The following is a 24691-nucleotide window of genomic DNA, read 5'->3' as shown; positions in this document are numbered from 1 at the left end:
TTGTTGGGGGCAGGTAGCTCAAATATTAAGCCAATGCTTTAGCTTTCAATTGCTGGTATTCGCTTTCAGTTATCGTGCCTTCATCCAATAATTTCTTGGCATCAGAAATCTGTTCTGCTGGTGATTTCCCCGCAACCTGGCGGATATAATCATTGGTATCAGATACCGACTTCTGTACCGTAGCGCGATAACGCTGCGCCATGCCTTTCCCTCGGGTAATGAGATACAAAAGAGACGTGAGGAGCGGGATGAAAAGCAGAAATACAATCCAGATTGCTTTATAAAAACCGCCTAACTCATGATCACGGAAGAGGTCAGAAATGACTTGAAATAGAATCAGTAAGTAAGCAATAAAGAAGAAAATTGAAAACGTTGTTACCAGTATGTCCCAAAGCGTAAGAAAGTGACTTGCCATATGTTCTCCTGAAAAAAATAAATTAAGGAAATATTTTTCGTAAAATCCCTAAATACGTTAGATACTTAATTTACACGCTAACTAGCAGTAATCCTGTATTAAGTTTCATATTAATAATAGATACATAGGCGACAGGACGTCAAATTATAGTTTGGCGCCGAATAGATCTTATCTCGATAATTAAAGATTAAATTCGTGCGGCTTCTGGCAATTTACGTAATCGCTGCCCGACATACAGTGCTAGCAGTAGCAGCGTCGCAATAAACCCCACCACCCCAGTCCAGCCTAAATTAAGCCAGAAAATGCCCCCCAATGTTCCCGCTACGCTAGAACCGGCATAATAGCAAAATAGGTAGAGTGATGAGGCTTGAGCTTTAGCGCGACGAGCGCGGCGCCCAATCCAACTACTGGCAACCGAGTGAGCAGCAAAGAAACCGGCTGTAAATATCATCATGCCGAAAAGAATCGTAATCACCGGGGGGAAACTGGTAATAATAACACCGGCCAGCATCATACTTATTGCGGCTAATAATACCGGCCCACGACCATATCGGCTGGTGAGCGAACCTGCTTTCGGTGAACTATAAGAACCCGTCAGATACACTATCGATAATAATCCCACCACTGCTTGACTCATATAATAAGGCTGAGCCAACAAGCGGTATCCAATGTAATTAAATAAGGTGACAAAGCTGCCCATTATCAGAAAACCTTCGGCAAACAGCAGTGGTAAGCCTGGGTCACGCCAGTGCAGCTTGAAATTAATCACCAGTGTTCTAGGGCGTAACGACGTTGGGCGGAAATGTTTAGACGGCGGGAGAATTCGCCAAAACATGCAAGCGGCAGCTAAAGCAAACAACCCAATAACCGCCAGTGCAATACGCCAGGAAAAGAAGTCACTCAACACCCCCGTCACCAGGCGGCCACTCATCCCTCCAATGGAATTGCCGCTGATATACAAGCCCATGGAGAGTGCGACAAAACTTGGATGAATCTCCTCACTGAGGTAGGTCATGGCCACAGCAGCAACGCCGCTTAAGGACAGACCAATCAATGCCCGCATCAACAAAATCCCTTGCCAACTGGTCATAAAGGCACAAATTAAAGTACAGATAGCCGCCAGCATTAGCGCAACGACCATGACCGACTTACGTCCAATGGCATCGGAAAGTGGACCGGTAAACATCAGGCCAAACGCTAACATGCCGGTGGCGGCTGAAAGCGATAAGCTGCTGCCCGCAGGTGAGATATTAAAGTCTTGAGATAACAGTGGCAGGATGGGTTGTACACAATAGAGCAGGGCGAATGTAGCTAATCCTGCTGAAAAGAAAGCCAGTGTCACACGGATAAATTCTGGTGTACCACGTTGAATATATGGCCGTTTAGTTAAACGTGTAACCTCGGGAAGCGGAACTAACGAAGTTGCACCATCGTGTGCTGCGGATGTCGGCGCTACGGTGGTCGTAGTGCGCAAAGAGGTGGTCACGGTATTTCCTTATCAATAACCCAATTAAAGACTGTCTGTTTCGATTTAGCCACTATTTAGCTTAATGAGAAGAGCATAGAAATAGCTGAGTTTTTTGTCTAATATATTAATTATTATAAATGAGACTTTAAACATATCAATGGAGCGCAATGAGTATTGAACTCAGACATTTACGTTATTTCATTGCCGTAGCAGAAGAATTGCACTTTGGTAGGGCGGCAGAGCGCTTGCGCATTTCTCAGCCACCACTCAGCCAGCAAATTCAGAGTTTGGAAGAGCAAATTGGTGCCCGACTCTTGGCGCGTAACAACCGTAATGTCAGCCTGACCCAAGCCGGCTCCTTGTTTTTAAAGGAGTCTTACCAAATTTTAGCCCAAGTGCATTCGGCAGCGGAAAAAGCGGGGCGTTTGCATCGCGGAGAATCCGGCGAACTGACTATCGGTTTTACTTCATCGGCACCTTTTATTAGCACGGTATCTAAAAATTTACAGGCATTCCGGCAACTGCATCCTCAAGTGCATATCAAAATGCGGGAAGTTAACAGTAGACAGCAAATTGAACCTTTACTGGATGGGCGGCTTGATCTTGGCGTAATGCGCAATACACGATTGCCGGAGGCACTGCAATATCGTCTGTTGTTACGTGAACCTTTGGTTGCCGTTGTCCACGAAAAAAGCCCCTTAGCGGCTTTACCTTCGGGGAGTGTTAAATTTAGCTCACTGGCAGAACAACCCTTTGTTTTCTTTTCGCGTGAAGTGGGTACTGCCCTGTATGATGAAATCCTCGCACTATTAACCCGCGCGGGTATCACGCCTTATATTACGCAAGAAGTAGGAGAGGCGATGACCATCGTCGGTTTGGTGTCCTCTGGTTTGGGCGTGTCGATACTGCCTGCCTCATTTACCCGAGTAAAAGTGGATGGGGTGAAATATTTACCTTTGGCTGAACCTGATGCCACCACCGAAGTGTGGTTGGTTAATCATAAACATCGGCCAGTAACCGCCCCAGCAGAAGCGTTGATTCGCTTGATGGTTAAGGATACTCAAGCGACGCCAGCCAACTGACTCCGTATAAATAACCAGCAGTAAAGCCAGGAAAACCGGTGATTATGTGCAGTAAATCACATAACTAATCAAATAGTTGACGGCATATACTAAAAGCCCCAACATAGCCGATAATCTTTATTTAGAAGCGCGAAAAATACTCGGTTGGCAGAGAAGGAGCCGGTTCAGTGATAACGGATGGACAGCCTGGGCACATTGATCAAATCAAGCAGACCAATGCAGGAGCCGTTTATCGGCTGATTGATTTGTTCGGCCCAATATCCCGTATTGAACTGTCTAAACGGGCGCAACTGGCCCCGGCCAGTATCACGAAGATTGTGCGGGAACTGGTTGAGGCTCATCTGGTCAAAGAGACCGAATATCAAGATATTGGCAGCCGTGGGCGGCCTGCCATTGGTTTAGTTCTTGATACCGAAGCTTGGCATTATGTCTCTGGGCGTATCAGTCGCGGTTCTATTACTCTCGCCTTGCGTGATCTCAGCAGTAAACTGGTGGTTGAGGATCAAATTCCGTTACCGGATAGTCATCCTGAACCGCTACTTAATCGTATTCTCAATGAAGTTGATCAATTCTTTATTCGGCATCAAGACAAGCTTGAGCGGTTAACTGCGATTGCAATTACTATGCCTGGCATCATTGATGCCCCGGCGGGTATTGTGCATAAAATGCCGTTTTATGATGTTGATGAGATGCTGCTTGGCCCAGCACTGGAACAGCGCACGGGATTACCTGTCTATCTACAACACGATATTTGCGCCTGGACGATGGCCGAAGCACTGTATGGTGCTTCACGTGGCTGTCAGAATGTCATCCAAGTGGTGATTGATCATAACGTCGGTGCTGGTGTTATCACTGCCGGAAGGGTATTGCACGCAGGTAGTCGTAGCGTAGTGGAGATTGGTCATACTCAGGTGGATCCCTACGGCAAGCGCTGTTATTGCGGTAATCATGGCTGCCTTGAGACAGTTGCCAGTATCGAGAATATGTTGGAAATTGCCCAGCAACGATTAAATGGTTCAATGAGTTCGCTATTACACAGTTCTCCACTGAATGTTGAATCTTTATGTGATGCGGCGCTGGCGGGCGATCAGTTAGCTAAAGATATTATTCTGGGCGTTGGCCACAGTGTTGGCCGAATTATTGCCATTATGGTCAATTTATTTAACCCGGAAAAAATTCTGGTCGGTTCCCCATTAAATAAAGCCGCATCTATTCTACATCCGGCAATTGCGTCATGTATTCGTCAACAAGCACTACCTGCTTACAGTGAGAATATTCTGGTTGAACCTACAGCATTTTTTAATCAGGGCACAATGCCAGGAGCTGCATTAGTAAAAGAAGCGTTATATAACGGTTCATTATTGGTGAAGTTGCTGCAAGGGTAAGGTATTAACACTAATAATTATGGGTTAATTATTAGTGGGTATGTACGATGTATTCCTCCTATTATTTGGTGTTATCCGTTAAAAACCTCTCTCAGTTCGGCAAAACCTTGCGCTAACGCAAGCTGTCTGTTGTCGGCATCGCCTAGACTTTTATCCATGTTGCCAATTTCGCTAATGTTAGGCGGAAAGACTTGAGTCTAAGTGGCCAGATTGCGGAGTATTGTTATGTTAACGCGTGTATTTGTGACGGGTACCGACACTGCTGTCGGTAAAACCGTGGTGTCACGGGCCTTACTTCAGGCCTTAAGCCAAAATGGCAGAACAGCGGTAGGCTATAAGCCGGTAGCGACAGAAAGTAAAGAGACACCTGAAGGGTTGCGTAATCAGGATGCACTTATTTTGCAGGCTTCATCCTCTATAAATTTGGATTATCAGGAAGTTAATCCATTCCCGCTGCAAGGGGATGTTATCCATGCCTGCACGGATACGCTGATTAATTACGGTGCAATGACCGAAGGATTACAACGTTTATCCGCCAAAGCCGATACGGTTGTGGTCGAAGGTTGTGGTGGCTGGAAAGTTATGATGAATGACCAGCGTTTCTATTCTGATTGGGTGATACAGGAACAATTGCCGGTTATTTTAGTCGTCGGAATTAAATTAGGTTGCATCAATCATGCATTATTAACAGCACAAGCCATTATCAACGATGGATTACCCTTATTGGGATGGGTCGCAAATCGAATTAATCCCGGATTAGCTCATTACGCCGAAACAATTGCTATGCTACGCGAACGGTTACCTGCGCCACAATTAGGGCAATTACCTTATCTTCCTCATCCAGAAGAGAAGCCGCTGGCGAAATATTTAGATTTGACGGCGATCGGCTGATCATCTATTTATCCCTTTGGGCTGATTAAATTAATAGTGGCTATCCACTATTGCATTAGTTGCCTATTTTAGCGTGAATGATATACCGAAATCGGACGCAACCATCGGGCTATTGTTGTTGAAATAACACAGGATAATAGTAATCCTGGGAGTAGGGTGTATTCGCCCGTCATTTCGCAAACCATTAATGCCGCCATGATAGGGGCATGAGTGGTCGCAGCCAATAGAGTCGCCATACCGGTCAGTGCCATCAACAACGCAATATTGTCACCAAGAGCTGGCCACCAGGCAAACATCTGCCCACATAACATGCCTAACGCGGCCCCAACAAACAAGGTCGGGGTGAATACCCCGCCCGGAGCACCTGAACCGCTACTGGCTAATACAGCCAACAATTTGCATATCAATATACCTGCAATCAATAAAACCCCTGGCGGAGCTGTCAACAGTGACTGCACCACACTGTAGCCATTGCCCCAGACCTCAGGGAAAATCAGCGATAATAGCCCGACAATTATCCCCCCCAGCGCAAGCTGTAATGGGGGAGAAAGATTCAGCGAGCGGAAAGCATCGCCACTGGCGGCCATCCCTTTTAAAAACAAGGGGCCACAGAAGCCAGCCAGCAAGCCTAATAGTGCCATCAGTAAATATTGTATTGGCCACGGTGATGGTAGCGCTTGCACTTGATAAAGGGTTTCCTGGCCACCGTGTAGCAGGTTGGTGGTGAGCAATGCACTGACTGCAGCGATCACTACTGGCCCAAGTGAGGCCAGCATCAACGTACCAAACAGAATTTCCGCAATAAATAGACTGCCCGCCAGCGGCGCATGATAGGCGCTGGCCATCCCGGCGGCGGCACCACAGGCAACCCAAAGCTTCCATTCGTTAGGTTTGGCATAGCGCTGAGCAAAAACGGACGCAAACAAAGCGGCCAACAGCACCATTGCCCCTTCGCGACCAATCGCACTGCCGCTGGAGACCACGAGTAATGAAGCGAGAGACTTGACCAGACTGGCGGAAACATCTAACCGGCCATCACCGATCTCGATGGCCTCCATATAATCAGTTGGCGCACTGGGCTTTTGTTTTCGGTAACGCTGGTATCCCCATAAAAGAGCACCGGCGGCCAAACCACCTAATGCGGGGGTTAATGCGCGTCGCCAGCCAGTAATAGAAGAGGCAGCGGCTACCAGACTGCCATCAGTTCGGGCAAATAACAGCCACTCCAAGCCCAACATTGCTTGATGGAATAACCAAACAATCAAGGCTGCCATCATACCCAGCATGATCGAAATCAGTAGTCGACGCAGCATGGCGCGATAGTAATACAGGTGGGCAGGCCGTTTCATGCAACGCTACTGACTGACATAGTGAGGTAAACCCCATACTTTGGTGATTGATAGGTAAGTTGACGGAGAGTGTGTTACTTGTCATCGATTGTTACTTGCCATCAAATGAATGACCAGTAAAAATTGAGAAATGCAGAAATAAATTATTGATAAAACAAAAGGGTGCACCGAAAGGCACACCCAGACCGGTGACGGCGAAATTACTCGCTGTCGGTTATGCGGGTATAAACAATTTTCTGGCTATCATTTTCGCAATGTCCAACCACCTGACCGCCAGCTTGCTGAACTTGATCATTAGGAACGATATCCAGTTTAAAGCCGGACTCAGGCACCCCATTATTGATAATCTTCTGCGTGATATCTGCTTTCACACTTTCACAAGATGCCAGAGCAGCCAAAGGGGCCAGCGATAACAACAATGTACTGATAATAAGCGTTTTTTTCATCATAAAATCCTTATGTGGATGAATAGCTTGCCTAACATATTGATTCTTAAACCGTGCCTAAAGGATAGTCCAGATTCTCATAACCTCAAGTAAATCTGAGCCATAGCCACCCATTACGGATTAATCTGGCGACCTGATAGCCGATCCAGACAGCGCTGCGTGTTAGGCTCCCAATAGGCGTTCAAATTTTCACTGCGGTCGCAGTTGTCTTTCGCATCTTCAGCCCGATCAAACTTATCAAAGTTCTTTTCAACCCGGGTATTAACTTTATTGCGCAGACGATGAGTATCATCCCATTGCTGTTGGCTTTGGCGAGCCTGTTCTTTGGACATCGAATCATTACTACCACCAACAGAAACACAAGTGCTGCCTTGGGTGCAATTGGTCGCCTGTGCCAGGGCCGGTGTTTGCCAGGCAAGCATAACCAAAGCTAGCGGTAGAAACGCACGCGTCAGGCGTGGCAGGCTAGTTATTTTCATCGTCTTAAGTCCTTTATTAGTCGGTGATGTTAAATCATCATGTGGTTTACTGGCACGCTATCAGCGGATAAAAAATTATATCATTGCTTTCGGTATATAAACCAGTCAGCGACAGGTTTGTCGGGAATATGTAGAGTAACCTAATGTTAATTTTAAACATTTGCCTCAGAGGTAAGATGTTGCTGGCAATATCAAGAGATCAGAACATGTTAAAGACGTCGTTACTGTTTTTTGTTACCGCACTGGCTGAGATAATTGGCTGTTTCTTGCCCTATTTGTGGTTACGTAGAGGAGGCCCTCTCTGGTTATTACTGCCCGCGGCGGCCAGTCTGGCAATGTTTGTCTGGTTATTGACACTGCATCCCGCTGCCAGTGGGCGTGTTTATGCGGCATACGGTGGGGTTTATATCGCGACAGCGCTAATTTGGTTACGGGTAGTGGATGGCGTGAAACTTTCACTGTTCGATTGGGTCGGCGCAGGGGTCGCTCTGATTGGGATGCTGATTATTGTTGCGGGCTGGCGAGTAAATTAAGGGTGGGGCGGTGATAGCCCCCTCGTTTTCTTTATTGTACTAAATGTGATTATGATGATATTAATTAAAACTGACAAGCAGCCATTGAGATTATATATAATAAATTTTCGACTATATTTTTAGTTGATTTGTCTTTTGGTATGCATATGGATAAAATGCCTAAACGGAAAAATTTTTATTACAGTGATTTCGTTAAAACCATCACTTCAATATGATAGCATCCATCAAGCTTCATGCGGCAATGAATATTTAAATTTATTATAATGGGTTTATTTATAATTATTTTCCTAAATAATATTAGGGCAGGATTAATTCACTTAAGATTAATAAATAGTAGATAACTAAAGTGCCTTCGAGACCATCTTGATATCGCGGATTCTGTTGAGTATACTTTATAGGGTTGCACTCAATGGTCACATTCTTTTTTATTAAAAATAACTTGAGAGGCTGAACTGATCATGGATGAAAAAAATAAGCCATCGGATTCAAAAAATTTAGTCGTAAAATCCTTAAATTCACTGCCGCTGATTTCCATTATGGAACACAGCCATGAACCGTGGGTTGTGAGAGATTGCCAATCGCGTTACGTGTACGTAAATCAAGCCGGTCTGGATTTTTTAAATTTACCTGCTGGTTTTGATATCGAGGGACGGTTAGATAACGAATGTCCGGCTGATTGGGCGGAGTTTGCTGAACAATATCAAGCGAATGATAGAAAAGCGGAAAAAAGTGGAAAACGTGTGGCTATTATTTCAACCAATTTTTATGGCCGAGATAGAATACTAGAACCCTACTATTTACCCAGGTTTCCTATTTACAATAAAATCGGTGAATGTATAGGAACATTAACAAATGCCAGCAAATTAAATTTTATTTCTCTTTCTCAATATATAGACCGCCGTACACCTTCAGTATTAACACTTACCCCGCCAACAGATCTGTTTAGTGAAAAAGAACTTGAGATAATCTTTTTCATATTACAACCTATGACTACTAAGATGGTAGCGAAAAGGCTTTCTTTATCACACAGAACAATAGAAAATAGATTAGGTATAATGTACGAAAAATGCGGTGTTGGTTCTATAAATATGTTTAGAGAGTATTGTGGGAACTTAGGTTTTGATTTATATATCCCCCCTAAGTTTGTAAGACCCAATGTTCAAAATCAGAGTTAATTTTATATTAAAAACACCCAACGCCAAGCATGCTGATAATTGTTGCGGACTGGCGGATAAATTAAGGGTGGGGCGGTGATAGCCCCAGCCCAATTTTACCCAATAACGCCTGATATTAACCTTCGCGATGAATACTCAACCCAGCAAAAGATTGACTGACCGGCATCATCTCCAGTGAGTTAATATTGACCCGTGCTGGCAGCGTAGCAACCCAATAGACGGCTTCAGCGATATCCTCAGGTATCAGTGGATTAGCGCCATCGTAGGTTTTATTGACTTTATCGCCATCGCCTTTAAAGCGAACTGCTGAGAATTCAGTGCCACCGACCATACCAGGCTCAATATCCGTCACACGAATATGTGTACCGTGCAAGTCAGCACGCAGACCCAGACTAAATTGTTTCACAAACGCTTTCGTGGCTCCGTAAACATTACCACCGGCATACGGCCAGTTGGCGGCAGTAGAGCCGATGTTAATCACGTGACCAACATTACGTGCCACCATTGCGGGCAATAATGCTCGAGTCATATTCACCAAACCTTTGGTGTTGGTGTCAATCATCGTATCCCAGTCTTCAACATTAGCTTTATGTGCAGGTTCCAACCCCAATGCCAAACCGGCATTGTTAACTAACAGATCGATATCTTTTAGTTCGGTAGGTAGCTCATCGATAACTTGCTGAATAGCCGCCCGATTCCGTACATCTAAACGTACGATATGTAACTGCTCACCCAATTCGTCCTTCAATTCTTCCAAACGCTCCTGACGACGACCTGTCGCGATAACCTGATGACCGTGGCTAATAAACTTTCGAGCGATTGCCTCACCAAACCCTGAGGTTGCACCAGTGACGAAAACGATCATACACATTCCTTATTTTTAGTTGCTAAAAATATAATTGATATGATTAACATACTCTTAACTACAGAAGGAAGCTATTCCGGCATAGTCCACTACACATTTTAGCGTCGTGATGGTTTCTTACGTACTTCATCGCCCGCATCACCGCTAAGGGTTAATGTATCTACTAACGATAGTAATGCGACCAGCGCGATAACCACAAATGCTATCTGGAAATTCTCCAATGGGATCACACCTGCGCGATGGGGGTGAAACCACTCAGCTATCCGCAGCGCTAAGGCTCCGATGGCGATGCCGAGGCCAATTGCCATCTGTTGCGCCATATTAGATAGCGTATTGGCACCGGCCATTTTCGGACCAGGCACTTCAGAAAAAGCCAGCGTATTGAACGCAGTAAACTGCATTGAACGCGTCAATCCGCTGATAAATAACAACACAATAATCAGCGTTGTTGGTGTTTCTGGCGTGATAAACGCACAGGCAAAGATAGTCGCGGCATTGAGTAAACCATTAACCAATAGTGTAGGGCGGAAATGAAAGCGATAGAGGATAGCAGAGGTAAAAGGTTTCATTACCAGGTTACCAGCAAACACCGCCAACACTAACAAACCGGCATTAAAAGCGCTCAGGCCAAAACCTATCTGAAATAGCAACGGCAGCAAGAAGGGAACAGCACCAATAGCCATTCGGAATAAACCGCCACCCCAGATAGTGACGCTGTAACTTTTTATTTGCAAAGCCCACAAATCAACCAATGGGAATGCCTGATGTTTTGCATGATACACCGCCAGTGAACCTAGTATCAGGCTGCCTGCAATACAGAATAGTGGGATTAAACGTGACAAGTTTTGATGATTAAATAATTCCAGACCAAACATCAGGCTAAAACAAGCAGCGCCGGTTAACAGAAAACCAAGGGTATCAAAAGGCGTTTCTTTCTGTGGCGACTCCTGCGGTATTAACCGCCATGCAAGCCATAACCCAATGATCCCCAATGGAACATTTAATATAAATATCCAGTGCCAAGAAGCATAGGTAGTAATAAAGCCCCCCACAGGAGGTCCGAGTATCGGGGCTACCAATCCGGGCCAGGTAATGGTGGCGATGGCTTTGATCAGATCAGGTTTGGCCGTATTACGTAATACAATGAGCCTACCGACCGGGACCATCATCGCACCGCCAAAACCCTGCAAAATTCTTGCGGCAGTAAATGTCATCAAATCAGTGCTTAATGCACACAGCACTGATGCTAATGTGAAAATAATCATTGCGGCAGCAAAGATATTACGAGCGCCACAGCGATTGGCAATCCAACCACTGGCAGGAATAAAAACCGTCAGTGTCAGAATGTAAGCAGAAATACCAATATTCATATCAATGGGATGTACTGCAAATGCCGTCGCCATCTGCGGCATGGCGGTGACAATAACTGTCCCATCGAGATTTTCCATAAAGAAAGCGCCAGCAACCAATAATGGCAGAGCGGAATTGCGCACTATCGATTGGCTCATCATTCGCACCAGTGGGAGTTGTGGTAATTTACTGATTTATATTGGAATAGATAATTTAAGTTGGCTACTGGAATCACGTTTCAGATCCACAAGATTTTCTGACATATTTCGAGCATACCGGATCTAGATAGGATTAAAAAGGGGGGTTATTGGTGACGGTGTAACAAAAAAATAGGCAATCAGGGAGATTTGCCATCTAATAAAATGGGCTGTCACTTCACAGCCCATTCTGATATTACCGAGCAAACTATCATGGTTATTTTTTCTTATAAACATCAGCAGTAGCATGAATTTTTGTGTTGGTATTTGCTGATGTTACAACAAAATAATCCCCACCAAGCTCATCAGCCTTTTTAGACAATTCTTCCTTAGCATCACTTGGCGCTAACTCGCCAGCAGTAACAATATTGCCGATTTTTTCGTATTGACCTGGGCTTTTACTCAGTTCGTCTTTAGTTAACAATTCGGCGGCGATGGCACCGGAAGAGAATGCCCCTAAAAGAACTAATGTTGTCATTGCTTTAAATAATTTCATAGTATCCTCTCATCAATAATATTTACGGTTATGTGAAGCCTTATTCCAGTGGAAAGGTAAGTATTGTTCTCATTGCGGGTTTTATCCAGTGGATCGGCTGCTTTTAGGATTTTTGCACATTCGGGCAAGGATCATCGTCAGATTGAACATATAAGATAATTTGCTTAAAATAGATAAAAAGGTGATCGTGATGAATATGAATTTTTACCTCTGTCCGCTGTTGCTCCATCCCCGAATAACTGAATGCAGTGATTATTTGAACGTGTAGTCACTGCCACGAAATTAAAATGTTCCGTGGCTTTCTTTTTGAAAGGGAAAAGTCATGAAAGAGAAACATTGGTCAAGAGTGGAATATCTCCATCTCACTGTTAAAAATCCAAATATTGAAATCAAAGGCCAACATAGCTACTACAGCGATAGCTGGGATCAGGGATTTGAAAGATCTGTCGTTCGATACCTGCATGGGGATACCATCAGTCAGGAATGGGAGCCGCTTGGGCATACAGACAGGCTTATCATCGGAGATTATGTCTGTATTGCGGCTGAAACAGTTATCTTGATGGGAGGTAATAACAATCATTGTACTGATTTTATTAGCCTTTATCCATTTATGAGCATGATAAAAAACTCATATCAGCACCGGGGGGACACAGTGCTGAACGATGGCTGTTGGCTCGGTATGCGTTGCATGATTATGCCTGGAATTACGGTCGGTGAGGGTGCCGTTATCGCGGCTGGGAGTGTTGTTACAAAAGACATTCCGCCATACGCTATTGTTGGTGGCAATCCGGCACGCGTTATTAAATTTCGTTTTACACAAGATGTCGTAACACGCATTCTAAATTTAAGTATTTACGACAAATCTGAAGACGAATTAGCCCGGTTAATTCCCATACTCAGCTCTGATGATATTTCCGTATTGGAAGTCGCGTTAGCAAAGTGAAGTGCCTTAATATCGTATTTGAACAATGATCCAACCACAGCACTGGAAGACGATTCCAGTGCTGTTTTTAGTAGAACGTAGATAACTCAAAAGGCCCAGCCAAGGATAGTTGAGTAATTAATGACGGACCGTAAAATATGAAGCGTGAACTACGCCAGCGCAATGGTACAAGATGTTCGTGAGTACGGAACAACTGTCAGGAGCTTGGCAAGTACACTGGATTGAAGATTGAATAGTACAACCTGAGCAGGCAAGTTTCCCCTGAGCTGGCGTACCAACGAAGAGATTTAAATAATCAACAACCACATACATGATAAAGCCTAAACCCTCAGATTCTACCTAACACCACCTTGGTGCGCATAATGTATATTATGTTAAATTGATTAGAGCAACCCATAACTTCATGGTTATCTGTGCCACCATCACAAATCCGTCAGTTACCTTTGATGATGCCCCTCTCTATTTTGTTATGATCTTCATTGTTCATTGCAGATTTTGATGAATGTTCGTTATGTTGTCAGGAGTGATTTCTCATGTATTCACTCCCCAACCTCTGTCGACATTATCAGTTTCAGGAAATAATTCTTTACTGCCTCATCACCATCTTTAATGGTTTGCGAACCTAAAATTATTTATGTCATTATCCCAAGGTTATTATTTATTAACTAACTCGCCATAATGCACCGCTAACCAGATAGTCGGTCCATTCGGATCGGTCCATGCAACTCGATGCCGGCACTGGGCTGGAATATTAACAAAATCCCCGGCGTGTAGTTCACGAACGCTCGGTTCATCTGCAAAATGCAAACATGCTGATCCCTGTACAACCATCACCCACTCACTTTGTGGCTGACAATACCAGAAATCTGGCGGACTCGATTGCCCGGTTGATATTATGCGTTCAATATGGACATTTGGCTGAGATATCAACTCTTCAAAAGTTTCTGATGCCGCCTGTCTCGCCGCGTCTGGGAAGTTAGTAAATATATTTTCCGTCATATAAAATAATTCCTCTATTCGTTAGCTGAAGATCCGCGCAGGTCTGTGTGACTATGGGAACGATGTGCGAGTATCCACAGCAATGAGTAAAATCAAATTTCATGTATTTGGATACAAGAATCGGATGATTTGAATATAATTTGCTCGAAGGAATAATAAATAAGGCACCATTGAATACTGACTCAGATATTAAGTACAATCCCTGTTAGCGTTAGTTAAGGCTCAACTGGTCTGTTTAGCTCCGGTTTATGCCTTTTAACACCATTAACAGTAAGATAAAGAAGAAGTTATCAATAGAAGAATTAAATAAAACAATTGAAAACTTAAACAAACAGAGGACAAAAATGTCCGTATTGTCTATTTTTGCCACTGATGACCATAGCCGCTGCTTGCACTTTAGCAGAGGATAGTCGGTTTCTTTGCCAGGCAATTACCAAAAACTGGAGAGTATTATCGCCTGTTCTCATCGCTTTCACTCTGTAACTAAAGTTACACCGCGGGGTGCACTTCTCGCTTGTACTCTTTTACTTGCCAGTTGCTCCTCCGAACCGCCGAGGTCGCTCGTCACCCCGCTACCTTCGGTGGCTAAAGTTCAGCAGAGTCAGGAGCCGGTGCGCGGTGTCTGGCTGGCGACTGTTTCCCGCCTCGACTGGCCACCGGTAGCGTCAGTCTATGCCAGCAGTTCTGCTATCCGCATCAGCCAGCAGCAGCAAGCACTGACCGATAAGTTAGATAAGCTAAAAACTCTCGGTATCAACACCGTGTTCTTCCAGATTAAGCCTGATGGAACTGCACTGTGGGCATCAAAAATTTTGCCATGGTCAGATATGCTGACGGGCAATATTGGTGAGGATCCTGGATACGATCCCCTGCAGTTTATGCTGGATGAGGCGCACAAACGTGGCATGAAAGTCCATGCTTGGTTCAATCCCTATCGGGTATCTGTCAATACCAAGCCGGCTACTGTTACAGAACTGAACCGTACATTGTCGCTACATCCGGCCAGCGTATTTGTGCTACATCGCGACTGGGTCCGCACCGCAAACGAGCGTTTTGTCCTCGACCCAGGTATCCCTGAGGTACGGGACTGGATCACCAGTATCGTGGCCGAAGTCGTTGCACGTTATCCTATTGACGGTGTGCAATTTGATGATTATTTTTATGCCGAGTCAGCAGATTCAGCCCTGAACGACAGCCAGACATTCAAAGAGTATGGTCAATTATTTGAATCAAAAGCGGACTGGAGACGGCACAACACTCTGCAACTTATTCAACAAGTTTCACGCACTATCAAGCAATTGAAACCCAACGTTGAATTCGGCGTCAGCCCTTCTGGTGTCTGGCGTAACCGTTCACACGACCCAGCAGGTTCCGACACGCGAGGAGCGGCGGCATATGATGAAGCTTATGCAGATACCCGCCTCTGGGTACAACTGGGATTACTGGATTACATTGCTCCGCAGCTTTATTGGCCCTTCTCACGCCAAGTAGCCCGTTATGATGTGCTAGCCAAATGGTGGGTTAGCGTGGTGAAACCCACAAAAACACGGCTCTATATTGGTATTGCCCTGTACAAAGTGGGTGAACCTTCAAAAAATGAGCCTGAATGGTCGAATAATGGGGGCGTGCCAGAGCTGAAAAAGCAGCTCGATTGGAACGAGTCAGTACCACAAATCACCGGAACGATTCTGTTTAGAGAGAATAACCTCAACCAACCACAGACCCAAGAAGCAGTCAGTTACCTTCGAAGCCGCTGGGGTGGTTAACTAAACTATTTAGGCAATTATTTGGCTCAGCCGCTGTATCCCTGCTACGATTTCCGCAGGTGAATGAGCGGCAAAACCTAATAAAATAGCCTGTTCTGGCGAATTTGTTTGGCAATAACGAGAAAGTGGTTGTGCCCCTAGCCCAATTTTACGACATTTATCGATAATATCTTGCTCTTTTAGATTGTCTAATAACCAGCAGACAATATGAATACCTGAATCAGCAGGTTCAATCTTAAAACTATTTGGCAGATATCGTTGTATGGCGTCTATTATTACTTTTTTACGTTCGTAGCAGGCTTTTCTGACCCGTCTCACGTGGCGGGCGTAATGACCATCAGAAATAAAAGTGGCCAGTGTAGCTTGTTCTAAATAAGATGTACGCGTATCTGCATAGTATTTAGCGAGCTTAAATGACTCAATGAGATTATTCGGTATCACCAGGAAACCTAAGCGAAATTCGGGGAACATCATTTTTGAAAAGGTTCCGGCATAAATTACTCGTTGTTGTTTATCCAACCCCTGAAGAGCTTGTATCGGCGGAGCGGTATAGCGGAATTCACTATTATAGTCATCCTCAAAAATCCACGTTTTATTTTCAGCCGCCCAGTCAAGTAAAGCCATCCTCCTCGATAAACTCAATGTTCCTCCCAGCGGAAATTGATGTGAAGGAGAAGTGAAAATCATTTTGGCATTTGGCCAGCCCCTGATGCCATAGGAAATATCCATACCGTCTTTATCACTGATTACAGGGCAAATTTTGGCACCCATGGCAGTAAATGCACCTAAAGCACCATCATATCCTGGCTCATCCAGCCAAACTTCATCGCCCCTTTGCAACAGAACTTGTGCCGCCAAATTCATCGCCTGTTGAGTCCCATTAACAATGAGTATTTGGTCTTCATTACAATTTAAACCACGTGTGGTTCGAACATAATCAGATATTGCCATCCTTAATGGCTGAAATCCTAAAGGTTCATTTAATTGCCCAATCTGTTGGCGAAACTGCCGCCACGCTCGCCCTAATAACCGCCCCCAAAGTTCATGGGGAAATAAATCTGTACACCCTATTCCAATACTAAAAATTCGATTTTGTCCGGTATAAGGTGAGGATTTATCCCAAATTGAGGACATTATTTTCATTTGCGGATTAATATTGAGTTCGATGTTTTTATCATCAGCACATTGGTGTTGGGAAGTAGCTTGTATATGAATCATTTCATCAGGAATAATGGATGAAACATAAGTACCCGCGCCCTTCTTGGTAATTAGATAACCTTCATCAATCAAGCGTTCGAAACCCGAAATAACCGAATTCCTGGAAATTGACATCATTTCAGAAAGCGTTCTGCTGGAAGGAAGTTTAGTTCCCGACCTTAATTGCCCATTGAGGATCAATTCTTTTAGCGCATGATGAAACTGCTCTTTAATTACGCCTTTCTTAAGCAATAAACTGGGGAAGTTGGCATCGTTCTTTTTCATTGTAAAGTGGATCCATTAAAAATGAAGAAAGTGTACCTTATGTAAGACCACTATAAAAACTATGATTCAATCTCTAAAGGCTTATATTTCTATTTATGAATACAAGAGGTTGATATGATTGATAATATGCATACTATTTCAGTGAGCCCAGTACAAGCAGATGATTACGCTAAATGGCTGCCCTATTGGTTGGACTACCAGCAATTTTATAACGTTGGGTTGCCGGAAGAGACAACGCTTGTAACATGGAAGCGTTTCTTTGACGCAGAGATCCCGATGTATTGTGCAGTTGCGCGAGAAGTTTAGAATGTCTGTTTGTTGCACAGAATCCCAAGATAAACAGCTTATTGAATATGTGAAGTAACAGGCTAATTTGCTCGATTATATTGGCATACTTAATCGAGCAAATTGACAGTTCAGACGCAATTAACGCGATTGCTGAGAAACCCAGCGTCATTCAATAGAGAATGCCCGCTGAATGTCTGATTATTCAGCTACACGTCTGCCCTGCTCATCTACCAACCGTTCACCATCTTCCTTGGTGAACGAACCACGTTGCGCATCGGGCAAAATCTCCAACACCACCTCAGAAGGTCGACACAGCCGGGTACCCAGTGGTGTGACAACAATCGGGCGGTTGATCAGGATGGGATGCAGTAGCATAAAATCAACCAGTTGGTCATCGCTGAAGGTGTTTTCTGCCAGACCTAATTGCTCATAAGGCTCGACGTTTTTACGTAATAACGCCCGAACCGTGATCCCCATATCTGCGATCAATTTTACCAACACCTCACGACTTGGTGGTGTCTCCAGATACCGAATAAGCGTGGGCTCAGTGCCACTGTTGCGAATTAACTCCAGCGTGTTACGCGATGTGCCGCAGGCCGGATTATGATAAATAGTCACATTGCTCATTTGGGTGATCTCTCATTGAAACCCCAGCCGGCATTGCCTTCTGGAGGGTAAATAATAGTTATTGCATCATTGATAATCGCAGCGCCAATGCTGCCAGCGTGACCAACAGCACCGGGATCGTCATGACAATGCCCACCCGGAAATAATAGCCCCAGGTAATGGTCATATTCTTTTGTGACAGTACATGCAGCCACAATAAGGTCGCCAGGCTACCTATCGGGGTGATTTTTGGCCCCAGATCACTGCCGATAACGTTGGCATAAATCATCGCTTCCTTGATCACGCCGGTGGCAGAGCTGCCATCAATCGATAGCGCCCCCACTAACACGGTCGGCATATTATTCATGATGGAAGACAGGAACGCCGTCAGGAACCCGGTACCGAGCGTAGCCACCCATAATCCCTGCTCCCCCAGTTGATTCAACAAGGCGGAAAGGTAATGAGTCAGTCCCGCATTCCGCAGGCCATAGACTACCAGGTACATACCCAGTGAGAATATAACGATTTGCCATGGCGCACCACGTAGCACCTTGCCGGTGTTGATGGCATGTCCTTTCTTCGCTACGGCAAACAATATCAGCGCCCCCACGGCGGCGACCAAACTGACGGGCACACCAAGTGGCTCCAGGCCAAAGAAACCCAACAGCAGCAGCAGCAGCACCAACCACCCGGTTTTAAAGGTGTTGATATCGCGGATGGCCTCTTTTGGTGCCTTCAACAGCGACAGGTCGTAAACGGCAGGAATATCTTGGCGAAAAAACAGATGCAGCATGACCAGCGTCGCCGCAATGGCGGCCAGGTTAACCGGCACCATCACTGCCGCGTATTCAGTGAATCCAAGATTAAAGAAATCAGCTGAGACAATATTGACCAAATTCGAGACGATAAGTGGCAAGCTGGCTGTATCGGCAATGAATCCGGCTGCCATCACAAAAGCCAACGTAGCACCACGGCTGAAGCCCAGCGCCAACAGCATCGCAATCACAATCGGTGTCAGGATCAGCGCGGCACCATCATTAGCGAACAGTGCTGCCACTGCTGCACCTAATAAGATGATGTAAGTAAACAGCAAACGGCCACGGCCATTGCCCCAGCGGGCCACATGCAGTGCGGCCCATTCAAAGAAACCGGATTCATCCAACAGCAGACTGATGATGATCACGGCAATAAAAGTCGCGGTCGCATTCCAGACAATCTGCCACACCACAGCAATATCACCCATGTGAACCACACCGGTCAGTAACGCCAGTCCCGCACCGAGCAGCGCACTCCAGCCAATTCCCAACCCTCTGGGTTGCCAGATAACCAGCACAATAGTCAGGACAAAAATAGCACCTGCCAACAACATACCGCCCCCGAAAGGCAAGAGTTCTCTCCTGCCCGGTAAATTTTAATGGATTAAACATCAACGGCCAGATGAGCTAGACCATCCTTCCTGCTATCTGCTTTCTCTTCCAATCAAATATGTAAATTCATATATGATTAGGCAAATTTTTACTGTATTAGCGGCAAATTGCCTTACCGCCCGAGGCTACATTACCGCTCGCCAGCAAAACGATTTTATCTCGTTGGCTAAGATAGGCCTGCTCAATCACCGTGGCCGCCCAAGCTGGGATATGTGGTGACAGACGATAGTGAATCCACTTCCCTGCACGGCGATCGAGTAAAAGTCCAGATTCTCTCAGCATTGCTAAGTGTCTGGAGATCTTGGGTTGAGACTCATCCAATGTGTCACAAAGCTCGCAAACACATAGCTCGCCCGACTCTCGCAACAGCAGGATGATATTCAGACGTGTTTCGTCGGACAGATTTTTGAAAAGCTGTAATGGCGTGAGTGTAATCATGGGATCTCCAAGACTGAATACTGAGGTTATCTTAGAAGTCTTGGCGTTAAAGTCAATTATATATTCGTTTTACCATATCTGTCTTCATCGTCACCGATTACAATTTTTGTGTTGAAAGTCATGTCCCCTGGCCGCTCATTGGGTCTGGATGATAAGAAAGTCACTTTTATGGCATGAAACGGGCCATTCTAATGAGAAAATTCTTATTAATCTGGAACAATTTGCACCTGTTGTTTAGTATGTCGCTATCCTGTCTACGCTATCAGCAAATCCAATATTTATGAAAAAACTCATTAAACGGCTGGAGATCATTAAAAGTGCTATTGAGCTTGAAGATGAGGATATTATCCGACAACAACTGCCTTATCTTAAAAGCGAATCCCAGGACGCGGTGCTGGCTTTTATTGCCATGGAAATTGAACAAGGGAAATTTACGCATGCGCTAGACGCAATTGCAGCCTGGCTGGCGAGTAAACAAGCGGTTACCCAGTGGCAAGACCTTGAATTGGCCGCCTGTAAAATGGAGCTAAAAGCACTGGAGGAACAGTTACGCGAGTTAATCGATAAACGTAACGAGCGGGTTCAGTTGCTGGATGACTTTAATGATCTCTATCTGGTGCGCCTTGGCCCATTGATGAATAAAATCCTCCAGTTACGTAAACAGTTGGCGGAATGTACTCTGCGTAAAGCAGAGGCCGAAGCCCGGCGCAGGGAACGCGATTATCGCAACTGCCAGCAGTATATATCTCAAGCCATTGATGAACTTGCCGCGTTAAAACAGCGCTGGTTAGCGCTCTCTGCTATGTCGAGTGAAACCATTGAGATACGACAACAGATTCAGCAGCAAACGGATTTAATCGCCGCACTGCTGGCGGAAATTAAAGAGCTGGAAAAGGGTTTTTGTACCCGCAATACTGAGTCAACCCGTAAAGCTCGGGAAGAAGCGAAAGAGAAGTACGAGAGCTATCAGGAGCAGCAAAAAGATGCCGAACAGCGGCATAGTAATGAACAAAAACTCTCAGTTGATCAGCGCCAAGAGCTAAAACGCCTGTGGCGGCAAGCCAGTCGACTCTGCCATCCAGATTTAGTCGCCGATGAGTTTAAAGAGAAAGCACATCAACTGATGGTCCAGCTCAATCAAGCCCGCCAACGGGGAGATTTCCCCGCAATTAACGCGTTACTCGAGAGTTTAAAACGTGGGTTTGAACCGCTAATGGCAAGTGATTGTATTGACGATCTTGAACGGCTGCGCAGAAAAATTAAGCAGGTCAGAGATCAAATTGACGTGATGTTGCGTGAACTGGAAGCATTAGAGGATGAAGACTCTTGGCAGCTTGTCACCTCTTTGTCCGATAAAGATAACTGGTTCAAAGAACAAGAAAACGTATTATCAAAAACGCTAAAACTGCTGGAGCGGCAAGTTGAAGAAGCATCAAAGGTACTGTATGAAATTTGAGTGACCTCATGCTTACTGGTAATGCTCTTTTGGCCTACTGCCAACTGTGCCCGGTCCATGCCTGCCGCTTAACAACAAATATTATCCCTGTTATCTTTTATTATTGATGCATAATCACTATGCGTATTATTAAGTTCGTATTCATTCTGAAATAAGGTAATCAATGATGAAAGATAACGAATACCAGCCTCCAAAGGTCTGGACGGAAAATAACGAGAGTGGCGGTGTATGGTCCAAAATCAACCGCCCAACGGCAGGTGCACGTCATGAAGCGGTCCTGCCTGTTGGCAAACATCCGTTACAGCTTTACTCCATGGCGACACCCAACGGCCAGAAGGTCACTATTCTGCTGGAGGAGTTATTGGCGCTGGGCGAGAAAGGCGCAGAGTACGATGCCCACTTGATTCGAATAAGTGAAGGCGACCAGTTCTCAAGTGGTTTTGTCGCAGTGAATCCTAATTCAAAAATCCCCGCGCTGATGGATCACTCAACGCCGACTCCGGTGAGAGTTTTTGAGTCCGGTGCTATTTTGCTTTATCTGGCGGATAAGTTCGGCCATTTCCTGCCAAAAGATCACGCACAGAGAACGGAAGCACTGAACTGGTTATTCTGGCTACAGGGCGCGGCACCTTATTTAGGCGGGGGTTTTGGTCATTTTTATCATTACGCACCGGTAAAAATCGAATACGCAATTGACCGTTTTACCATGGAAGCTAAACGCCAGCTTGATTTGCTCAATACTCAGCTCAAAACACATGAGTATATTGCAGGGGATGAATATTCGATTGCCGATATCGCCATCTGGCCGTGGTATGGCAATTTGGTTTTAGGCTTGCAATATGAAGCCGGGGAATTCCTGGATGTTAAATCCTATACCCACTTGATACGTTGGGCGGAGAATATTGCGAAACGACCAGCCGTGCAACGGGGGCGTATCGTCAATCGGACCTGGGGAGAACCAAATGAGCAGTTGCCTGAGCGCCACGACGCATCAGATTTCGATCACTTATAGCTCATAAGTGATAAAGTCAATTCGACTAGAAAAAGGCGATAAACTCTGTTTACGCCTTTTTCTAACTCGAGTGACTACAGCTACTGTACCCCATCAAAATGGAGAAACAATAGAGCCAATACGCTGGCAGAAATCATCGTAAGCATCGCCCAGTTTTTCAAACAATTTACTGATGTCATTTAAGTGTTTCATTGGCTGTTCCTCTGAGAACGTTGAGATTTATTTGTGTGATCTGCATCACTAAACAAAGTTTACTATTTTTAAAACATCATTTCAATATTTTTGTGATTTGAGTCACAAAAATAGTAACTCTGCATAATGCTCATGATTATTGAGCGACACCTTCCCCGCCCGCAAGCCACAGAAACTCTTCTAGCGAGATTCAGATATAGATATTTATTCATAAAAAATGCGTTTTTTTTCATACAACCCACCAGATCGTGATCGTGATCTCATTTTAAACACAGCAAGAGGATTATAAAGAAACGCAAGATTGATAAATATGAAACATTGTTTCATTTAAATGAAGGGATGCAAATGGAAAAGAAAATAACCATCAGGCACACGGTTGCATACGGCAGTGCAAACCTGTTGGGCAGTGGTGCATTGGCGATCAGTGGCGCGTGGCTTATGTATTTCTATACCACGTTTTGTGGACTTTCTGTCGTTGAGGCTGCCGCCATATTCTCTCTAGCCAGCATTCTTGATGCCATCAGTAACCCTATCATGGGCTACATCACCGATAACTTTTATAACACCCGCCTTGGCCGCATGTTTGGACGTCGTCGCTTCTTTATCCTCATCGGTATTCCGCTGGTCTTGTTCTATCCCCTACTTTGGGTGAGTGGTTTTGGCTTTTGGTACTACTTGATAACTTATGCCATGTTTGAATTGATCTACACCTCGATCATGGTGCCATACGAAACGCTAGCCACAGAGATGACAACCGATTTTGCTAAGCGCTCCAAGTTGACGGGATCAAAAGCGATATTCGGAAAAGTTGCCAACTTTATGGCGGCCTTTATTCCAGGGCAATTTATTGCGCTCTATGGCAAGGATTCTCCGGCCCCCTTCCTTTATACCGGCATCGCATATGGAGCTATCATGTGTTGTGCCATGATCTTCCTGTACGTTTCTTCTTGGGAGCGCCCGGCCAGTGAAGTGGTCAAAGAGACCACCAGTAGTTTGTTTCAGGCGCTGAAAAAAATGTGTATTGATATGGCGTCAACATTTCGGCTCCGTATTTTCCGTAAACATTTAGGGATGTATCTATTTGGATTTGGTGCCGAGTGGTTATTCGCTTCCTCATTCACCTACTTTATCATTTTCGGTTTACGCCAAAGTGCTGTTCTGGTGTCGCAACTCAATAGCTTCAGTTCGATTATGCAACTGATCTCGACCGCATTCTTTATCGGCATCTGTGTGAAAATGGGCTTTGCCCGTCCTTTCCGTATTGCATTGCAGGTGGTGATTGTCAGTGTTTTTGCCTATGCCGCGCTCTATTTTACCGGTTGGTCTGACACGACCACTGTCATTGTATTATTCGCAATCACCGTTGTTTTTGGTCTGAGTACCGGCGGTATTTATTATATTCCCTGGACCGTTTATACCTTCCTCGCTGATGTAGATGAAGTTCTCACGGGGCGTCGGCGTGAGGGTCTATATGCGGGTGCAATGACATTCGCTGGCAAAATGGTTCGTTCGGTTATTGTGTTTGCGATGGGCTGGACACTCAGCAGATTTGGCTTTGTCTCTGGTCAGTCGGTGCAGCCAGAAACCGCGGTTCAGGCGATTGTTGGCGTCTTTGCCATCGGCGTAACCGCGCTGGCATTAGTGGCAATTTTTTATACCACACAGATGAAACTCGACAGAAAGAGTCATATGGTTCTGTTGGCAGAGATTGCCCGGATTAAGGCCGGTGGTACGATAGCTGACATTGCTGCTGGCCCCCGCGCAACGATTGAAGAACTGACGGGTTGGAAATATGAACAATGTTGGGGTAATAACCCGCTTGGTCAAAAGAAACCGACAGAAAAATTGACTGAACTGACATCAGAGGACTGATGGCTACTGTAGATTCAGGGACCGTATCATGAAAACGCTCGTGGGGAAGTGGCAGGTATCGCTTCTGAGGAAGAGGGAA

At 45.2% G+C, this 24691-nt stretch carries 23 protein-coding genes and 1 pseudogene; 11 read left to right on the top strand and 13 right to left on the bottom strand.

Annotated features, from left to right (window positions below; all coding sequences use genetic code 11):
- Positions 1–25: 25 nt before the first annotated feature.
- Positions 26–415 (bottom strand): SHOCT domain-containing protein, encoded by a 390-nt coding sequence (locus V2A84_RS07635; protein WP_083158851.1) that lies wholly within the window; start codon positions 413–415, stop codon positions 26–28.
- A 187-nt stretch (positions 416–602) separates the two neighbouring features.
- Positions 603–1901 carry an MFS transporter gene (locus V2A84_RS07630; RefSeq protein ID WP_083158850.1) on the bottom strand — a complete coding sequence of 433 codons (1299 nt, stop codon included), beginning with the start codon at positions 1899–1901 and terminating at the stop codon, positions 603–605.
- Between the two features lie 149 nt (positions 1902–2050).
- Here V2A84_RS07630 and V2A84_RS07625 point away from each other — a divergent pair, with 149 nt between their 5' ends.
- The 3 genes from V2A84_RS07625 (at position 2051) to bioD (ending at position 5241) form a co-directional block, all read left to right on the top strand.
- On the top strand, positions 2051–2965 hold the full coding sequence (locus V2A84_RS07625) for a LysR family transcriptional regulator (protein WP_083158849.1): 915 nt from the start codon (positions 2051–2053) through the stop codon (positions 2963–2965).
- A gap of 167 nt (positions 2966–3132) precedes the next feature.
- Positions 3133–4350 carry a sugar metabolism global transcriptional regulator Mlc gene (gene mlc, locus V2A84_RS07620; protein WP_083158848.1) on the top strand — a complete coding sequence of 406 codons (1218 nt, stop codon included), beginning with the start codon at positions 3133–3135 and terminating at the stop codon, positions 4348–4350.
- Positions 4351–4575: 225 nt separating this feature from the next.
- Complete coding sequence (bioD, locus tag V2A84_RS07615; RefSeq protein WP_083158847.1) at positions 4576–5241, top strand: dethiobiotin synthase; 666 nt, start codon at positions 4576–4578, stop codon at positions 5239–5241.
- 68 nt (positions 5242–5309) lie between these two features.
- Here bioD and clcB read toward each other — a convergent pair whose 3' ends face one another.
- From clcB to V2A84_RS07600, 3 genes are all read right to left on the bottom strand, one after another.
- Positions 5310–6590, bottom strand: a complete 1281-nt coding sequence (gene clcB, locus V2A84_RS07610; RefSeq protein ID WP_083158846.1) for a voltage-gated ClC-type chloride channel ClcB — start codon at positions 6588–6590, stop codon at positions 5310–5312.
- A 200-nt stretch (positions 6591–6790) separates the two neighbouring features.
- A complete protein-coding gene (locus V2A84_RS07605) occupies positions 6791–7036 on the bottom strand; it encodes a DUF1161 domain-containing protein (protein ID WP_083158845.1) in 246 nt (81 codons plus the stop codon).
- Positions 7037–7149: 113 nt separating this feature from the next.
- Entirely contained in the window at positions 7150–7515 is a 366-nt protein-coding gene (locus V2A84_RS07600; RefSeq protein ID WP_083158844.1) for a DUF1283 family protein, read from the bottom strand.
- A gap of 206 nt (positions 7516–7721) precedes the next feature.
- On the opposite strand from V2A84_RS07600, the gene V2A84_RS07595 reads away from it, so the two are divergent.
- Together V2A84_RS07595 and V2A84_RS07590 are read left to right on the top strand one after the other, a co-directional pair.
- Positions 7722–8048, top strand: coding sequence for a YnfA family protein (locus tag V2A84_RS07595; protein WP_442848682.1), 327 nt, complete (start codon positions 7722–7724; stop codon positions 8046–8048).
- Positions 8049–8506: 458 nt separating this feature from the next.
- On the top strand, positions 8507–9223 hold the full coding sequence (locus V2A84_RS07590) for a helix-turn-helix transcriptional regulator (RefSeq protein ID WP_372569184.1): 717 nt from the start codon (positions 8507–8509) through the stop codon (positions 9221–9223).
- A gap of 115 nt (positions 9224–9338) precedes the next feature.
- On the opposite strand, the gene ydfG is transcribed toward V2A84_RS07590, so the two are convergent.
- The 3 genes from ydfG to yahO form a co-directional block, all read right to left on the bottom strand.
- On the bottom strand, positions 9339–10088 hold the full coding sequence (gene ydfG / locus V2A84_RS07585) for a bifunctional NADP-dependent 3-hydroxy acid dehydrogenase/3-hydroxypropionate dehydrogenase YdfG (protein WP_050085366.1): 750 nt from the start codon (positions 10086–10088) through the stop codon (positions 9339–9341).
- A gap of 98 nt (positions 10089–10186) precedes the next feature.
- Positions 10187–11596, bottom strand: coding sequence for an MFS transporter (locus V2A84_RS07580; RefSeq protein ID WP_102970409.1), 1410 nt, complete (start codon positions 11594–11596; stop codon positions 10187–10189).
- Positions 11597–11852: 256 nt separating this feature from the next.
- A complete protein-coding gene (gene yahO, locus V2A84_RS07575; RefSeq protein ID WP_083158840.1) occupies positions 11853–12131 on the bottom strand; it encodes a DUF1471 family periplasmic protein YahO in 279 nt (92 codons plus the stop codon).
- A 322-nt stretch (positions 12132–12453) separates the two neighbouring features.
- Between yahO and V2A84_RS07570 the strand changes: the two genes are divergently transcribed.
- A complete protein-coding gene (locus V2A84_RS07570; protein WP_442848681.1) occupies positions 12454–13074 on the top strand; it encodes a CatB-related O-acetyltransferase in 621 nt (206 codons plus the stop codon).
- 654 nt (positions 13075–13728) lie between these two features.
- On the opposite strand, the gene V2A84_RS07565 is transcribed toward V2A84_RS07570, so the two are convergent.
- Positions 13729–14073: a cupin domain-containing protein gene (locus V2A84_RS07565; protein WP_442848680.1), complete on the bottom strand. Its 345-nt coding sequence runs from the start codon at positions 14071–14073 to the stop codon at positions 13729–13731.
- A 452-nt stretch (positions 14074–14525) separates the two neighbouring features.
- Between V2A84_RS07565 and V2A84_RS07560 the strand changes: the two genes are divergently transcribed.
- Positions 14526–15839, top strand: a complete 1314-nt coding sequence (locus tag V2A84_RS07560; protein ID WP_442849121.1) for a glycoside hydrolase family 10 protein — start codon at positions 14526–14528, stop codon at positions 15837–15839.
- Between the two features lie 9 nt (positions 15840–15848).
- On the opposite strand, the gene pdxR is transcribed toward V2A84_RS07560, so the two are convergent.
- A complete protein-coding gene (gene pdxR / locus V2A84_RS07555) occupies positions 15849–17321 on the bottom strand; it encodes a MocR-like pyridoxine biosynthesis transcription factor PdxR (protein ID WP_372569187.1) in 1473 nt (490 codons plus the stop codon).
- Positions 17322–17435: 114 nt separating this feature from the next.
- On the opposite strand from pdxR, the pseudogene V2A84_RS07550 reads away from it, so the two are divergent.
- Positions 17436–17621, top strand: a pseudogene (locus tag V2A84_RS07550) (GNAT family N-acetyltransferase); the annotation flags it as partial.
- Positions 17622–17807: 186 nt separating this feature from the next.
- On the opposite strand, the gene arsC reads toward V2A84_RS07550, so the two are convergent.
- The 3 genes from arsC to V2A84_RS07535 all read right to left on the bottom strand — a co-directional run bounded on the left by arsC (position 17808) and on the right by V2A84_RS07535 (position 20080).
- Positions 17808–18236 carry a glutaredoxin-dependent arsenate reductase gene (arsC, locus tag V2A84_RS07545; protein ID WP_442848679.1) on the bottom strand — a complete coding sequence of 143 codons (429 nt, stop codon included), beginning with the start codon at positions 18234–18236 and terminating at the stop codon, positions 17808–17810.
- Between the two features lie 58 nt (positions 18237–18294).
- Positions 18295–19584: an arsenic transporter gene (locus tag V2A84_RS07540; protein WP_442848678.1), complete on the bottom strand. Its 1290-nt coding sequence runs from the start codon at positions 19582–19584 to the stop codon at positions 18295–18297.
- Between the two features lie 154 nt (positions 19585–19738).
- Positions 19739–20080, bottom strand: coding sequence for a metalloregulator ArsR/SmtB family transcription factor (locus tag V2A84_RS07535; RefSeq protein WP_102970408.1), 342 nt, complete (start codon positions 20078–20080; stop codon positions 19739–19741).
- A 280-nt stretch (positions 20081–20360) separates the two neighbouring features.
- Between V2A84_RS07535 and V2A84_RS07530 the strand changes: the two genes are divergently transcribed.
- The 3 genes from V2A84_RS07530 to V2A84_RS07520 all read left to right on the top strand — a co-directional run bounded on the left by V2A84_RS07530 (position 20361) and on the right by V2A84_RS07520 (position 24612).
- Entirely contained in the window at positions 20361–21536 is a 1176-nt protein-coding gene (locus V2A84_RS07530) for a DNA repair protein (RefSeq protein WP_083158832.1), read from the top strand.
- Between the two features lie 166 nt (positions 21537–21702).
- The gene (yghU, locus tag V2A84_RS07525) at positions 21703–22548 is read left to right on the top strand and encodes a glutathione-dependent disulfide-bond oxidoreductase (protein WP_442849120.1); all 846 of its coding nucleotides are present in this window, start codon (positions 21703–21705) and stop codon (positions 22546–22548) included.
- 537 nt (positions 22549–23085) lie between these two features.
- Positions 23086–24612: an MFS transporter gene (locus V2A84_RS07520; RefSeq protein ID WP_372569192.1), complete on the top strand. Its 1527-nt coding sequence runs from the start codon at positions 23086–23088 to the stop codon at positions 24610–24612.
- The last annotated feature ends 79 nt before the right edge of the window (positions 24613–24691 follow it).

It is taken from the genome of Yersinia sp. 2553 StPb PI, from assembly GCF_052217105.1.
In the GTDB taxonomy this organism is placed as follows: Bacteria; Pseudomonadota; Gammaproteobacteria; order Enterobacterales; family Enterobacteriaceae; genus Yersinia; species Yersinia enterocolitica_E.
This window is presented reverse-complemented; position numbering and strand designations above follow the sequence as displayed.